The sequence below is a fragment of the Cryobacterium sp. TMT1-62 genome, assembly GCF_004403145.1.
GTDB classification, from domain to species: domain Bacteria; phylum Actinomycetota; class Actinomycetes; order Actinomycetales; family Microbacteriaceae; genus Cryobacterium; species Cryobacterium sandaracinum.
Window position 1 is genome coordinate 90,717 of record NZ_SOGZ01000041.1, and the last position, 13,897, is coordinate 104,613.

General features: G+C 66.9%; 16 protein-coding genes, 1 tRNA gene and 1 pseudogene. 13 read left to right on the forward strand and 5 right to left on the reverse strand.

What is annotated here, in order from left to right:
- The first annotated feature begins 49 nt into the window (after nt 1-49).
- A complete protein-coding gene (locus tag E3T34_RS12215) occupies nt 50-2,839 on the forward strand; it encodes an Rne/Rng family ribonuclease (protein WP_134343157.1) in 2,790 nt (929 codons plus the stop codon).
- Nucleotides 2,840-2,960: 121 nt separating this feature from the next.
- On the opposite strand, the gene E3T34_RS12220 is transcribed toward E3T34_RS12215, so the two are convergent.
- Nucleotides 2,961-3,251: a DUF4031 domain-containing protein gene (locus tag E3T34_RS12220; protein ID WP_104103409.1), complete on the reverse strand. Its 291-nt coding sequence runs from the start codon at nt 3,249-3,251 to the stop codon at nt 2,961-2,963.
- 191 nt (nt 3,252-3,442) lie between these two features.
- Here E3T34_RS12220 and rplU point away from each other — a divergent pair, with 191 nt between their 5' ends.
- The 11 genes from rplU to E3T34_RS12275 all read left to right on the forward strand — a co-directional run bounded on the left by rplU (nt 3,443) and on the right by E3T34_RS12275 (nt 11,083).
- Nucleotides 3,443-3,751 (forward strand): 50S ribosomal protein L21, encoded by a 309-nt coding sequence (rplU, locus tag E3T34_RS12225; protein ID WP_104103412.1) that lies wholly within the window; start codon nt 3,443-3,445, stop codon nt 3,749-3,751.
- 19 nt (nt 3,752-3,770) lie between these two features.
- Nucleotides 3,771-4,028 carry a 50S ribosomal protein L27 gene (gene rpmA, locus E3T34_RS12230; protein WP_104169636.1) on the forward strand — a complete coding sequence of 86 codons (258 nt, stop codon included), beginning with the start codon at nt 3,771-3,773 and terminating at the stop codon, nt 4,026-4,028.
- Nucleotides 4,029-4,163: 135 nt separating this feature from the next.
- On the forward strand, nt 4,164-5,744 hold the full coding sequence (gene obgE / locus E3T34_RS12235) for a GTPase ObgE (RefSeq protein ID WP_104103417.1): 1,581 nt from the start codon (nt 4,164-4,166) through the stop codon (nt 5,742-5,744).
- The gene (gene proB, locus E3T34_RS12240; RefSeq protein WP_134343140.1) at nt 5,741-6,550 is read left to right on the forward strand and encodes a glutamate 5-kinase; all 810 of its coding nucleotides are present in this window, start codon (nt 5,741-5,743) and stop codon (nt 6,548-6,550) included. The genes obgE and proB (E3T34_RS12240) overlap by 4 nt, the downstream gene beginning before the upstream one ends.
- The gene (gene proB / locus E3T34_RS12245) at nt 6,547-7,329 is read left to right on the forward strand and encodes a glutamate 5-kinase (RefSeq protein WP_104103424.1); all 783 of its coding nucleotides are present in this window, start codon (nt 6,547-6,549) and stop codon (nt 7,327-7,329) included. The genes proB (E3T34_RS12240) and proB (E3T34_RS12245) overlap by 4 nt, the downstream gene beginning before the upstream one ends.
- 9 nt (nt 7,330-7,338) lie before the next feature.
- Nucleotides 7,339-8,601: a glutamate-5-semialdehyde dehydrogenase gene (locus E3T34_RS12250; protein ID WP_134343141.1), complete on the forward strand. Its 1,263-nt coding sequence runs from the start codon at nt 7,339-7,341 to the stop codon at nt 8,599-8,601.
- Between the two features lie 64 nt (nt 8,602-8,665).
- Nucleotides 8,666-8,866: a hypothetical protein gene (locus E3T34_RS12255; RefSeq protein WP_104103428.1), complete on the forward strand. Its 201-nt coding sequence runs from the start codon at nt 8,666-8,668 to the stop codon at nt 8,864-8,866.
- A 14-nt stretch (nt 8,867-8,880) separates the two neighbouring features.
- On the forward strand, nt 8,881-9,483 hold the full coding sequence (gene nadD / locus E3T34_RS12260) for a nicotinate-nucleotide adenylyltransferase (protein ID WP_255570938.1): 603 nt from the start codon (nt 8,881-8,883) through the stop codon (nt 9,481-9,483).
- Between the two features lie 47 nt (nt 9,484-9,530).
- A complete protein-coding gene (locus E3T34_RS12265) occupies nt 9,531-10,520 on the forward strand; it encodes a hypothetical protein (protein ID WP_134343142.1) in 990 nt (329 codons plus the stop codon).
- A gap of 40 nt (nt 10,521-10,560) precedes the next feature.
- Nucleotides 10,561-10,938: a ribosome silencing factor gene (gene rsfS / locus E3T34_RS12270; protein ID WP_104194944.1), complete on the forward strand. Its 378-nt coding sequence runs from the start codon at nt 10,561-10,563 to the stop codon at nt 10,936-10,938.
- A gap of 72 nt (nt 10,939-11,010) precedes the next feature.
- Nucleotides 11,011-11,083 (forward strand) — tRNA-Ala (locus tag E3T34_RS12275).
- Between the two features lie 160 nt (nt 11,084-11,243).
- Here the strand turns inward: E3T34_RS12275 and E3T34_RS12280 are convergent.
- Nucleotides 11,244-11,462, reverse strand: coding sequence for a DUF1653 domain-containing protein (locus tag E3T34_RS12280; RefSeq protein ID WP_134343143.1), 219 nt, complete (start codon nt 11,460-11,462; stop codon nt 11,244-11,246).
- A 378-nt stretch (nt 11,463-11,840) separates the two neighbouring features.
- Between E3T34_RS12280 and E3T34_RS12285 the strand changes: the two genes are divergently transcribed.
- Nucleotides 11,841-12,251: a YchJ family protein gene (locus E3T34_RS12285; protein WP_369828002.1), complete on the forward strand. Its 411-nt coding sequence runs from the start codon at nt 11,841-11,843 to the stop codon at nt 12,249-12,251.
- 352 nt (nt 12,252-12,603) lie between these two features.
- On the opposite strand, the gene nrdD is transcribed toward E3T34_RS12285, so the two are convergent.
- From nrdD to E3T34_RS12300, 3 genes and pseudogenes are all read right to left on the reverse strand, one after another.
- The gene (gene nrdD / locus E3T34_RS12295) at nt 12,604-13,209 is read right to left on the reverse strand and encodes an anaerobic ribonucleoside-triphosphate reductase (RefSeq protein ID WP_370327581.1); all 606 of its coding nucleotides are present in this window, start codon (nt 13,207-13,209) and stop codon (nt 12,604-12,606) included.
- Nucleotides 13,179-13,304: pseudogene (locus E3T34_RS16980) on the reverse strand (hypothetical protein); the annotation flags it as partial. The pseudogene E3T34_RS16980 and the gene nrdD, both read right to left, overlap by 31 nt.
- A gap of 141 nt (nt 13,305-13,445) precedes the next feature.
- Nucleotides 13,446-13,826, reverse strand: coding sequence for a hypothetical protein (locus E3T34_RS12300; RefSeq protein WP_134343144.1), 381 nt, complete (start codon nt 13,824-13,826; stop codon nt 13,446-13,448).
- Nucleotides 13,827-13,897: the final 71 nt, after the last annotated feature.

The window sequence follows — 13,897 nt, forward strand, 5'->3', positions numbered from 1 at the left end:
GCCGGATGGGTGGCGCGGTCGCCCACACTGGTCAAGGAGCGCGCCAGTGATGGTGGAAGACAACGAAAACATCAAAAAACGCAAGGGTTTATTCGGCACCCGCCGCACCTCGCGGAGGGCTGCCACCCCGGTGGCCGTTCCGGTGACCGTTCCGGAGGCCGCGCCTGAGAACATCAGTGCGCAGCGCAATGACGCCGCACAGAACGTCGTTGCGGCGACGCGCGAGCCGCTTTCAGCAGCGCAGACACCCCGCGTCCACACCGACGACGCCGTGACCGAGCCGGCAGCCGCCGCTCCGTTCGGCGAAACCCCCGACTCAGAACAGGACGCTGCCGTGGAACCGACGCCGCCGCCCACCCCGACCGCCGATGTGGTTCGCCGCCCGTCCACCTCGCTGGTGTTCCAGGCCCCGGTCATCGTGCCGCTACCGGCCCGCACCGGAGCGCGCCGCGACACCGCGCGCCAGGACCAGCGCCAGGACACCGGCCAGGACATCCGTCAGGACCATGACGACGAGGGCGACGAGTCGTCGACCGTTCGTCGTCGCGCCCGTCGGCGCACCGGCGACGAGAACCGGTCCGGATCCGACGACCCCGCGAACACCGTTGTTCGCGTGCGTACGCCCCGCGAACCCGAACTCATCACCGAACCCCAGCGGATCAAGGGGTCGACCCGCCTCGAGGCCAAGAAGCAGCGCCGCCGTGACGGCCGCGATGCCGGGCGCCGTCGCCCGGTGATCACCGAGGCCGAGTTCCTCGCCCGCCGCGAATCCGTCGACCGGGTCATGGTCGTGCGGGCCAAGCAGAACAAGATTCAGATCGGGGTGCTGGAAGACGGTGTGCTGGTCGAGCACTACGTCGCCAAGAATCAGGATGCCTCGCTGATCGGAAACGTCTACCTGGGCAAGGTGCAGAACGTGCTGCCGAGCATGGAAGCAGCCTTCGTCGACATCGGACGCGGCCGCAACGCCGTGCTGTACTCGGGTGAGGTCGACTGGGAGGCCGCCGCCGAGAACTCCGGCAACAGCAGCCAGGCTCGGCGCATCGAGCTCGCGCTCAAGCCGGGCGACAAGGTGCTCGTGCAGGTCACGAAGGACCCGATCGGGCACAAGGGTGCGCGACTCACCAGCCAGGTGTCACTGCCCGGCCGCTACCTCGTCTACGTGCCGAACGGCTCGATGAACGGGATCAGCCGCAAGTTGCCCGACACCGAGCGGGCGCGCTTGAAGAAGATCCTCAAGGAGGTTCTGCCCGAGAACGTGGGAGTCATCGTGCGCACCGCGGCCGAGGGTGCCACCGACGAGCAGCTCACGCTCGACGTCAACCGGCTCACCTCGCAGTGGGCGTCCATCGCCAAGCAGGTCGACACGGTGCAGGCACCGGCCCTGCTGCACAGCGAACCGGACCTTCTGATCAAGATCGTGCGGGATGTCTTCAACGAGGACTTTCAGAAGATGGTCATCTCCGGCGAGGAACCCCGTGAGGTCATCGAGGCCTACCTGCGCCAGGTCGCACCGGACCTGGTGGAGCGCGTGGAGCGCTACGAGGGCGAGAACGACGCCTTCGACGAGTACCGCATTTCGGAGCAGATCGAGAAGGCCCTCGACCGCAAGGTCTGGCTACCGTCCGGTGGCTCCCTCGTGATCGACCGCACCGAGGCCATGACCGTCGTCGATGTCAACACCGGCAAGTTCGTCGGCTCTGGTGGAAACCTCGAGGAGACCGTCACGAAGAACAACCTCGAGGCTGCCGAAGAGATCGTTCGCCAGCTGCGTCTGCGCGACATCGGCGGCATCATCGTCGTCGACTTCATCGACATGGTCCTCGAAACCAACCGCGACCTCGTGCTGCGCCGCATGCTCGAATGCCTGAGCCGCGACCGCACCAAGCATCAGGTCGCCGAGGTCACCTCGCTCGGGCTTGTGCAGATGACCCGCAAAAAGCTCGGTCTCGGACTCCTGGAATCATTTAGCGAGAACTGTGAAGCCTGCGCCGGCCGAGGCATCGTCATCCACCACGACCCGGTGCTCAAGCACCGCCAGACGGCTCAGCCGGCCATGGAGCGTCGCCCGCGCAGCAAGTCGGGCACCAATTCCGGCGGCGACAACGGACACCGCGGCGGAAACGGAAACGGAAACGGTACCAACTCCGCAGCCGTGCACGCGTCTCAGGCCGATGCCGGCAAGTCCGGACACGGCACCCACGGCATCACCGAGGATGCCAAGCACGCCCTCGCCCTGATCGCCGCCCGCACCATCCCGCGCGCCCTGACCGGCTCGATCCCGATCATTGCCCTGCCTGAGGCGATGCCGGAATCGGTTCCCGCGGAGAAGGCGGCCGCCCCCGCGGCCTCAGCCGACGGGTCATCTGTCGGCGCGGCGACCGCCGCATCAGCCAACCCGGCCGCCGAGGCCAACCCGATCGAGGAGGCCGTGAATGAGGCAGTCGCGGCCGAGACGTCTGCACCGTCGGCACGCCGCAGCCGTAGGGCGTCCTCCACGCCCCGCCAGCGGGGCGCAGCGCCCATCGTGACCCCGGAAACCCCGGTGCAGGACGCGCAGCAGACCCCGGTCGAGGCGCCTGCCGCGCACGAGGCCGCAGCGCCCGACGACGACGAGCCCGTCGCCATCCTGGACATCCCGGTCAAGAAGTCCTCCCGTAGCCGCCGCACGGTCAGCAAGCAGGTCACCGACCAGCTGCTGGACTCGGTGCTGGACGCCCTGCCCGAGCCCAAGCAGCCGGGCCAGGGGCGTTCGCGCAGCCGGCGGGTGACGACGGCCGGCGGATCCACCGGGTCGGCCCAGCCGATCATGACCACGGCCCCGGATTCCCAGCAGTAACGAGAATCCCTGCAGGAACGAATCGAGTCGATCGGGAGACCGGCGGCGCACAGCCCACGGGGCTGGGCGTCGCCGGTCTCCCGATCTCTTTCAACCGGCGAGGCAGCGCTTCGGGCCCCGATCAGGACTCTGGGAGAGAGCCGCTGCCCGATCGGTCCCGCCCGCGCACACGCAGGCCGCTTGCGCGGAGCCGGAGAACCAGTTCCCGATTGTCCACCGGATGCGCCCCCGAGGCCACGAGGGCGTCATAGCGGTGGGCGGGTACGTCGTAGTGGTCCAGGTCGAAGCCGCGGCGGGGGATTCCGTTGCGGGCCGCGAAAGCGTGCAGTTCGGCCAGTGACGAATCGCTGACAAGATGGGACCAGACGGTGCCATGCGCGGGCCACATTGGCTTGTCGATCAAGACGGTCATTACCCGATTCTATGATCCGGCCTCGGTTTGACCGTCGCAGCAGGATCGGCTAACGTTGACTTTTGGTGTGCGACGGGCCTTTGCCCCCGCGATCACCGTGGTTTTCTGAGAGCGACGGGCCGACTTGGCGTGTTTAAGGCAGTAACTTTCCATCACGGGGCCTCACGGCTCCCCAGAGATAGGTACGTAACGTGGTTTACGCAGTTGTGCGCGCCGGTGGGCGGCAGGAAAAGGTAGAGGTCGGGACCATCGTCACGATGGACCGAATCAAAGCCAATAAGGACGGCAACGTCGAGCTGGCCGCAGTGCTTCTCGTCGACGGCGACACGATCACCTCTGACTCCCAGTCACTGGCCAAGATAACGGTCACGGCCGAGGTTTTGAACGATCTCCGCGGTCCGAAGATCGTCATCCAGAAGTTCAAGAACAAGACCGGGTACAAGAAGCGTCAGGGGCACCGTCAGGAGCTCACTCGCGTTCAGGTTACCGGCATCGCCTAGGCCCTGAGGAGCAGAACAGATGGCACATAAAAAAGGCGCGAGTTCCACTCGCAACGGTCGCGACTCCAACGCCCAGCGCCTCGGCGTGAAGCGCTTCGGCGGTCAGGTTGTCAGCGCGGGCGAGATCATCGTCCGTCAGCGCGGCACCCACTTCCACCCCGGCGTCAACGTCGGCCGTGGTGGCGACGACACGCTCTTCGCTCTCGAGCCCGGCTCGGTTGAGTTCGGCGCCAAGGGCGGCCGCAAGGTCGTCAACATCGTGGTGGCTGCCGCTTAGGCATTTCACATCGGTAAGCGTGAGGGCGGGCTTCGGCTCGCCCTTTGCGTGTTTCACGGCACCCGCACGACAAGATGCATAGCACCAATGATTTACGCACCACTGAGCTTTTTGCCACCTGAAAGGGGCACCCCCATGGCCACGTTTGTTGACCACGTCACTCTCCACCTGCGAGCAGGCAACGGAGGGAACGGCTGTGTCTCCGTCAAGCGTGAGAAGTTCAAGCCGCTCGCCGGCCCTGACGGCGGCAACGGCGGAAGCGGTGGTGACATCGTGCTCGTCGCTGACCCGAACGTGACGACCCTCCTCGGTTACCATCGGTCCCCGCACCGCAGTTCCGCGAACGGCGGCCCCGGCATGGGTGACCACCGCGCCGGCTTCGGCAGCGAGCTGATGGAGCTGGCCGTCCCGCTCGGCACCGTGGTCAAAGACGCCGAGGGCAACGAACTCGCCGACATGACCGAGCCGGGCTTCCGCATCGTCGTGGCGCCTGGCGGTCAGGGCGGGCTCGGCAACGCGGCCCTGGCCTCGCTCAAACGCAAAGCCCCCGGCTTCGCCCTGCTCGGCACCTACGGCTGGGAAGGCGACATCCAGCTTGAACTCAAGACCGTCGCGGATGTCGCGCTCGTCGGCTACCCCTCGGCCGGCAAGTCCAGCTTGATCGCGGCCATCTCGGCGGCCCGGCCCAAGATCGCGGATTACCCGTTCACGACCCTGCACCCCAACCTCGGCGTCGTGGATGCCGGCGAGGTGCGCTACACCGTCGCCGACGTGCCCGGACTGATCGAGGGCGCCAGCGAGGGAAAGGGCCTCGGCCTCGAATTCCTTCGTCACGTGGAACGGTGTACGGCGTTGCTGCACATCCTCGACTGCGCCACACTCGACCCTGACCGTGACCCGCTCAGCGACCTCGACGTCATTCTCGGCGAACTTGCCGCCTACCCGGTGCCCGACGGCCAGAAGCCGCTCCTCGACCGCCCCCAGCTGATCGCCCTGAACAAGATCGACGTTCCCGAGGGCCGGGAGCTCGCGGAGTTCGTCAAGCCCGACCTCGAGGCGCGCGGTTACCGCGTGTTCGAGATCTCGACCGTCAGCCATGAGGGTCTCAAGCAGCTCAACTACGCGCTGGCCGAGACCGTCGAGGCCGGCCGGGTCGAGGCCGCCGCGGCGCAGGCCGTCAAGCCGCGCATCGTGATCCGCCCGAAGGCCGTCGACGACAGCGGCTTCGTCGTCAAGGTCGAGGGTGGGTCGTTCGGCAACATCTACCGCATCATCGGCACCAAGCCCGAGCGCTGGGTGCAGCAGACGGACTTCAAGAACGACGAGGCCGTCGGCTTCCTGGCCGACCGCCTGGCCAAGCTCGGCATCGAGAACGAACTGTTCAAGGCCGGCGCGATCGCCGGCTCGACGGTCATCATCGGACCCGGCAACGGCGTGGTCTTCGACTGGGAGCCCACCCTCACCTCCACGGCCGAACTGATCACGGCACCGCGTGGCACCGACACCCGCCTTGACGACTCCAAGCGACGCACCAGCAACGAGCGCCGAGAGGAGTACTTCGGCCGGATGGACGCCAAGGCAGCCGCACGCGCCGAACTGATCCGAGAGCGCGAGGCCGGCATGTGGTCGACCGGCGAGGAAGAGTACAACGGCGACACTCTCACGGGCGACGGTTCAGTCCCGGTGTCGCCCCGTAAGGAGAGCGGGGCCGAATGAGTCACCGCTCCCGCGCCCAGGTAGCCGCCGCCCGGCGCATCGTCGTGAAGGTCGGCTCCTCGTCGATCAGCGGCGACAACTCCGAGCAGATCGCACCTCTGATCGAGGTCCTGGCCCAGGCCCACAATCGCGGCGTGGAGGTCGTCCTGGTGTCGAGCGGCGCCGTCGCCAGCGGCATGGACTACCTCAACCTCGACGAGCGGCCGGCCGACCTAGCCACCCAGCAGGCCGCGGCATCCGTGGGTCAGAACGTGCTCACGGCCCGTTACCAGGAGACTCTGGACCGCTATGGCATTGCCGCGGGGCAGGTGCTGCTGACAGAGGGTGACCTACTCAACGAGCCACACCGCAGCAATACCCGCCGCGCGGTGAACCGGCTGCTGGACCTGCGCATCATGCCCGTCGTGAACGAGAACGACACGGTCGCGACCTACGGGCTGCGATTCGGCGACAACGACCGGCTCGCCGCCATGCTCTCGGTGCTCATCCGCGCCGACCTACTGCTCTTGCTCAGCGACGTCGACGCGCTCTACACCAAGCCCCCGCACCTGCCCGGTGCGGAACCGATCGACTTTATCGGGTTCGACCAGGAACTGGACGGCATGGAGTTCGGGGCGAACAAGGGTGCCGGCACCGTGGGCACCGGCGGGGCGGACACCAAGGTGAAGGCGGCCCGCCTGGCCGCCTCCGCCGGAACGGCCGTTCTCATCACTGAGACGAGCCTGGCCGCAGAGGCCCTCCGCGGCGGCTCCTGTGGCACCTGGTTCGAGCCGATGCCCACCGCGCCCGGCCGAGCGCTTCTGTGAGCGCACTCGGCCGACACGAGGTCGCGTCGGCCGCGCGCATCGTTGTGAAGGTCGGCTCCTCCTCGATCAGCGGCGCGAACATCGCACAGATCATCCCGCTCGTCGATGCCCTTGCCGAAGCGCACGGGCGCGGAGTGGAGATCGTCCTCGTCTCCTCCGGGGCCATCGCCACCGGCATGCCCTACCTGCAACTCGACGAGCGCCCCACCGACCTGGCCACCCAGCAGGCCGCGGCATCCGTGGGCCAGAACCTGCTCATCTTCCGCTACCAGGACAGCCTCGACCGGTACGACATCGTCGCCGGCCAGGTGCTGCTCACTGCCGGTGACCTGGAAAACCCCTCGCATCGAGGCAACGCGCACCGGGCGATGGATCGCCTGCTCGGTCTGCGCATCCTGCCGATCGTCAACGAGAACGACACGGTCGCCACCCACGAGATCCGGTTCGGCGACAACGACCGGTTGGCCGCCCTGGTCGCCACGCTCATCCACGCCGACCTGCTGGTCCTGCTCAGCGACGTCGACGCCCTCTACACGCGCGCGCCGCACCTGCCGGGCGCGGAACGCATCGATCACGTCCCCTGCGGCGATCCCATGCTCGGTGTCGAGCTCAGCGGCAGCCGCTCCGGCGTGGGTACCGGGGGTGCCGACACCAAGGTGTCGGCCGCACGGATCGCGGCGGAGGCCGGCACTGCCGTGCTGCTCACATCGACTGGTCTGGTTGCCGAGGCACTCCGCGGCGACCCGGTCGGAACCTGGTTCGAACCCGCTCTGGCCTAAACTACCGGGATGTTGCAGACCGACTCACCTCAGATCACTCCGATCCTCGAAGCCGCCCGAACCGCCGCCCGAACTCTGGCCACGACGTCGACCGGGTTGAAGAACCAGGCGTTGCACGGGATCGCCGCCGCCCTGCGGGGGAGCGCTGCGGAGATTCTGGCCGCCAACACCCTGGATCTGGCCGCCGGCACGCACAATGGCCTCTCCGAGGGCATGCTCGACCGCCTCAGCCTCGACGAGGCGCGCATTAACGCCCTCGCCGACGCCGTGCTCGAGATCAGCCTGCTCACCGATCCCGTTGGGGAGGTTGTGCGCGGCTCCAGCCTGCCCAACGGCGTACGAATCAGCCAGGTGCGTGTACCCTTCGGTGTCGTCGGCGTCATCTACGAGGCCCGCCCGAACGTCACCGTGGACATAGCCGCCATCGCTCTGAAGAGTGGCAACGCCGTCGTCCTGCGGGGCGGATCGGCCGCCGAGAACACCAACCGGGTGCTCGTCACCCTACTCCAGGCGGCGATCAGGCAGGTCGGCCTGCCCGAGGCGTGCGTGCAGACCATCGACCCGTTCGGCCGTACCGGTGCCACCGAACTGATGCAGGCCCGCGGCCTTGTCGACGTGCTGATCCCGCGGGGGAGCGCCGGCCTGATTCGGGCCGTCGTCACCCAGTCGACCGTGCCCGTGATCGAGACCGGGGCCGGCGTCGTGCACATCTTCGTCGACGAGTCGGCGAATCCGGAGTGGGCGGTCGACATCGTGCACAACTCGAAGGTGCACCGGCCCAGTGTCTGCAACGCCCTCGAGACTCTGCTCGTGCACAAGGCCGCGGCCGCGCGGCTCCTGCCGGCCGTTCTGGCGAAGCTGACGGAGTCCGGCGTTACCCTGCACGGCGACGACCGCGTGCGCGAGATCTTCCCCGCGGCGGTGCCGGCCACGGAGGAGGACTGGTCCACCGAGTACATGGGCCTCGAACTGGCCGTGGCGGTCGTCGACTCCCTCGACGACGCCATTGCGCACATCCGTCGCTACTCGACCGGGCACACGGAGTCGATCATCACAAACGACATCGTGAACGCCGACCGGTTCCTCGGAGAAGTGGATTCCGCGGCGGTCATGGTCAATGCCTCGACCCGGTTCACCGATGGCGGCGAGTTCGGTTTCGGAGCCGAGGTGGGCATTTCCACTCAGAAACTGCACGCTCGCGGGCCGATGGGTCTGCCCGAGCTCACCAGCACCAAGTGGATCGTGCGTGGCTCCGGCCAGGTGCGCGCATAGCCCCCGCTAGACTGTTGGCCATGGCGTACCGCTGTGCCATGTGAGTCCCTGAATGGAGAATCCCATGTCGTTCCTGACCGTTGTGCTGGCTGAGGCCGGGCTCGTCGATTTGCCGATGCCGATCTTCCTCTACGGAGTGATCGCCCTCGTGGTCTTCGCCGCGCTCGGCTTCGTCGTCTGGTCCTACCGGGATGTCGCCAACCGCCACCAGGCCAAGGCGAAGGCTTACTCCGACGCCCACGGCGGCGCGCGCAGCGACCACTAATCGGAAGCGTCACCATCCATAATTTCGGGGCCCGCCCACCGCGCATCGGCGTGATGGGCGGCACGTTCGACCCCATTCACCACGGGCACCTTGTGGCCGCCAGCGAGGTGGCTCAGAGCTTCGACCTTGATACGGTCATTTTCGTTCCCACCGGTCAGCCGTGGCAGAAGGCAGATGTGACCGAGAGCGAGCATCGGTATCTCATGACGGTCATCGCCACCGCCTCTAATCCCCGGTTCACCGTCAGCCGGGTCGACATCGACCGAACCGGGCCCACGTACACGATCGACACCCTGCGGGATCTGCACGCCGAACGCCCGGACGCGGAGCTCTTCTTCATCACGGGTGCCGACGCGATGGGGCAGATCCTGGGCTGGAAAGATGTTCAGGAGCTTTGGGATCTGGCCCATTTCGTGGCTGTGAGTCGTCCGGGACACGAGCTCAGTATTTCGGGATTGCCCAACCAGGACGTAAGCTTGTTGGAGGTTCCGGCTCTGGCCATCTCGTCCACGGACTGCCGGGAACGTGTGAATCGGGGATTCCCGGTCTGGTATCTGGTCCCCGATGGGGTTGTCCAGTACATCTCAAAGCATCATCTGTATCGGAGTGTGGCATGACGTTGGGTAATGACCCACAGCCACTGACGCGGCGACAAGCCCGCGAATTGGCTAGTCGGAACGAGCAGGTCGTCGCCGGCGAATCCGCCGTTCCTGCGCCTCCGGCGCCGCTCGAACCGGCACCGGTGGATCAGGCACCGGTTCCTTCGACGGATGCCCTTTCCGCAAAGCAGCATGCCGCCCAGCAGTATCCCGCCGCACCGACCGCGTTCGCGCCTCGCGCCGTCGAGGGCACGCGCAGCGTTCTCCACGCACAGGACCACAACACCCTGACCCGTCGTGAGCTGCGCGCGCTTCAGACCGCGCAGACCGGCGATTCCGGCGAATTCCTGCCGAAGCACAACTCCCACACCGAGTCGGCGCTCCCCGCTGCCGCGATCGCACCCGCACCTGTCCCCGAGACGGCTGCGCACCCCTTCGCCATCGACGCGCTGCACGTTCCGGTGGCCCCCGCCAAGGTGGCGCCGCCCGTCGAGTTCCTGATTGAGGCCTCCCCGCGCACGAAGGTCAAGTCCCGACCCGGAGTGCTCCACCCGCCGGTCGGACACTGGTCGCTGGCCCGCGACGAGGTTGACGACCACGTTCCCGGCGTGACACAGCTCGAACCGTTCGACCAGATCGTGGCTCGCGGCATCAGCGCCGGCGGCATTCCGACCACGACCAACGCCCTGATCCTGCCGTCCATCCCGCACCACGGATCTTCGTCGGGCCCGCTCATGCGCACCGGCGAGATTATGGTCACCGGGTCGATCGATCTACCCCGCAGCCTCGGCTCCACCGGAGCCCTGCCGAACGTCTTCGACTCGTCGGACATGGACCAGATGCTCGACCAGCTCGACGAGGGTGGACACCATAGCGACGTCGCCCCGGTCAGTGCGAGCCGCGCCGTCAGCACGCACGCTTCGACCCGGGGTGTCATGGCTCCACCGAGAAAGCGCGGGTTGACCGTCCCGGCCGTCCTGACCGTTACCGCAGGCGTGCTCGCTTTCGGCGTGCTGGCCCTGATCGTGGCCGGCTACGTCCTCAAGATTTTCTAATGCCATCCATTTCGCCTTCACTAACTCAGGGATTCATTCGATGACCGCTTCTGCCCATGCTCTCGAGCTCCTCCAGGTGGCCGCCGCCGCCGCAGACTCGAAAGCGGGGGAGGACCTCGTCGCAATCGACGTATCCAATCCCCTGCCTCTCACCGACATCTTCCTGATCGTCACGGGCCGCTCCGAGCGCAACGTGGTGGCCATCGCCGGTGAGATCGAAGACAAGATGACCGAGGCCGGCCACAAACCGTTGCGTCGCGAAGGCCGTGCCGAGGGGCGCTGGGTCCTCGTCGACTTCGGCGATCTCGTCGTGCACATTTTCCACGAGGAAGAGCGCGTGTACTACTCGCTCGAACGTCTGTGGAAAGACTGCCCCGTCATTCCCATCGCACTGCCTGCCCACAAGGCCGCCGAGTAGCGGTGGTCAGCGGCAGGCTAATCATGTAGTAGCCTAGAGAAGTTGTTTCGGGCAGTTTGCGAAACACATTCTGGGTCCGTGGCGCAGCTGGTAGCGCACCTGCATGGCATGCAGGGGGTCAGGGGTTCGAATCCCCTCGGATCCACCGAGTAGCACAACGTACCGAAAATATGGAACAGGCCTCGACTTCGGTCGGGGCCTGTTCTGGTTATGTGGGGCAGAAAAGCTCACCAATTTTCGCATGAAATGTATCGATCAGATGGATCCTCGCGGAGGCCCTCTGACGCGGCTGCGGGGGCTGGTGATCACGCGCCGTCGATCAGGGCGAAGCGTGGAACGTCTGCGCCGTCGACGCGGACGGTTCCCGTGAACATGGCCAGGGGGCGCACCCACAGCCCGCGTTCTCCGTACAGGGTGGTGTAGACCACCAGCTGTTCCTCGGTCTCCGAGTGCCGGGCCACGCCGAGAACCTCGTAGAGGTGACCTTTGTAGTGCTTGTATCTGCCGATCGCAATGTCATTCATGGTGGGCTGACTCTAGGCTCCTTCGCCCGACATTCCCAAACCGTCATCTCCCCACCCGAGCCGGACCGGCAGGTACCGGGCCGTACCCTGTTGCCCGGCGCCACACACCTGTTCGAGGAGCCGAAACCCTGGCGGCGGCCGCCGACCTGGCCCGGGACCGGGTCGCCGACCACCTCGCCCAGACCGTCCCGCCACCGGTTGCCCGCACCGCGAGTATCGCTCCGAGTCCGGCCGACACCCGAGCGACGGGAGCCACAGAACGAACCCGGCACGGGGGGAGGTGACCGCGACGCTGCGATCGAACAGGTCGGCAGAACGCGAGTACGAGACCGAGCCGACCGGGTTCCGGCGGCCCGAACGCTGCCCGATACTGGAGGGGTGCCCGAGACTTCGATTCCTGCAGAGCGCCCGCAGCGCCCTCGACCGTGCCCCTGCCTGAGCGGCAACCTCTATTCCGCGTGCTGTGGTCGGTTCCACCGCGGGGACGCGTTTGCGCCCACCGCGGAGGCGCTGATGCGGTCCCGGTACGCGGCCTTCGCGGTGGGGGAGCCGGACTACCTGCTCACGACGTGGCATCCGCTCACCCGCCCGGAGGTGCTGGAACTCGACGCCGACGTGCGTTGGCTCCGCCTCGAGATCGAACGGACCGCGCAGGGCGGCCCGTTCGACACCGAAGGGGTGGTGGAGTTCACGGCGCACAGCCGGTCCGGCGGCGTCTCCTCGCAGCAGCACGAGATCAGCCGGTTCGTGCGCCTGAACCGCCGGTGGGTCTACCGGGACGCCGTCTAGCCCAGCTGCTCCAGGTGGGCTTTCAGCCGCGCCGCGAACGCGGGGCGGGCACCTTCGGCCCGCACAGTCTGCAGCACGTGTTCCCGCACGCCCAGGGCGGTGAGCGTGGCGCTGAGCCCCTGATGTCTCCGGGGGGGGGGGCATGATCATCGGGTCGACGGTCGTGCGTGCCGGGTGGGCTCCCCACCCGAGAAGACCACGCCGTCGAGCAGGCCGTGACGCTTGGCCAGCAGCCAGTCGCAGGTGGACAGTGCCACAAGTCCCGCGATCTGCAGATCGTTCGCGCTCGCCCTTCTTGCCGATGCTGAACGAGCTGACCGGGCGGAAGTGGCCCATCACGATGGTCCACACTTCACAGACGCCGCCGCAGACCGTGCAGGTCGGGTGCTCGCCGGCCAGGTAGCCGTGGTCGGGGGCAGATTGAGAACGACGGCGTAACCGTGATGTACGGCAGCCGGTGCGTCGTCAGGGAGCGCTGGACGAGCTCGCGGCAGGCCGCGGCCGTGCAGAGCTTCTCCGACATGTACAGGTGCAGCGCGCTGTTGCCGGTGTGGCCTCCAGGTTGTACATGTTTCCGGTGGTCTCCTGGAATGAAGTTCTGGAAATAAGGAGTGCCAAACACCGCGGTCATCACGTCGATAGACGCTCGCTTGATCACGGCCATCTCCTCGGCCAGGTCGCCGTGGTTGAAGTCCTGCTCGACCTCGCCGATCACGGTCACCTGCTCGCGCAGGTCCTCCGGGCAGACCCAATCGAACGTGAGGTTGGTGAACGGCGCCCTGTAGGAGTCGAAGGAGCTGCACTCCTGCGCTCCGGCCCACTTGTTCTGCATGGTGCCGAGGAAATTGACGATCTGCGCGATGGCCGAGGAGAAATGCCTCGGGGAGTGGACTCGACCTTGTCGAGAAAGCCAATCAGTCCCCCGTCGAGGAACACCCGGAGCGACCGGCCGGCGCAATAGCCGGCCAGCATGTCGAGTTCGTGGATGTGTAGCTCGCCCTCGCGGTGCGCCTTGCCGATCTCGGCGCTGGAGACGGCGGCACGGATCCGCACTGCGTCGGAGGGAGCGTTAGCGCCAGTGCGCGTGATGGACCGAAATTTCGGGTTTGTGCATTCGACCTCACACCCGGTGCCTCAACGTCACCACGTCTTGGGGTCCACATTCCGATACTGACGACATGTGGTGGTGAGTGGCTAAGCGAACGGTCGGAACAGGGCCGCCAAAATGGCGATATAGACGACCACGAAGACTGCGGGGGTCAGGAAGCGCACGACGTTGATCCACGGCGCGGAGGCGATGACGCCGCGCCCGAGGGCGCTGCTCGCGGGCAGCGCGCGGAGGTCAGCCACGATGGCGAGCCCTTCGTTCGCGGACGCGATTTGAGCGAGCGCGCCGAGAATGCCTGAGGCCAGCAGGATGCCCGCGGCCGCGATGCGCACGCTCAGCTCGGCCTCCGCAAGGCCGAGGGACAGGAAGGCCACGAGCGCCGTGAGCAGGAAGGTCGGAGCGAACTGGGACACGATGATGTGCCAGCGGGCCCGGGTCCAGAGCGAAATGAGTTCGTGTTCGGTCATGGGAAATCTCCTGTCGCCGGGGCGACCGGATGGTGGCGCCTGACCCCATTCTGCCCCCTCGCGCCGGCTCG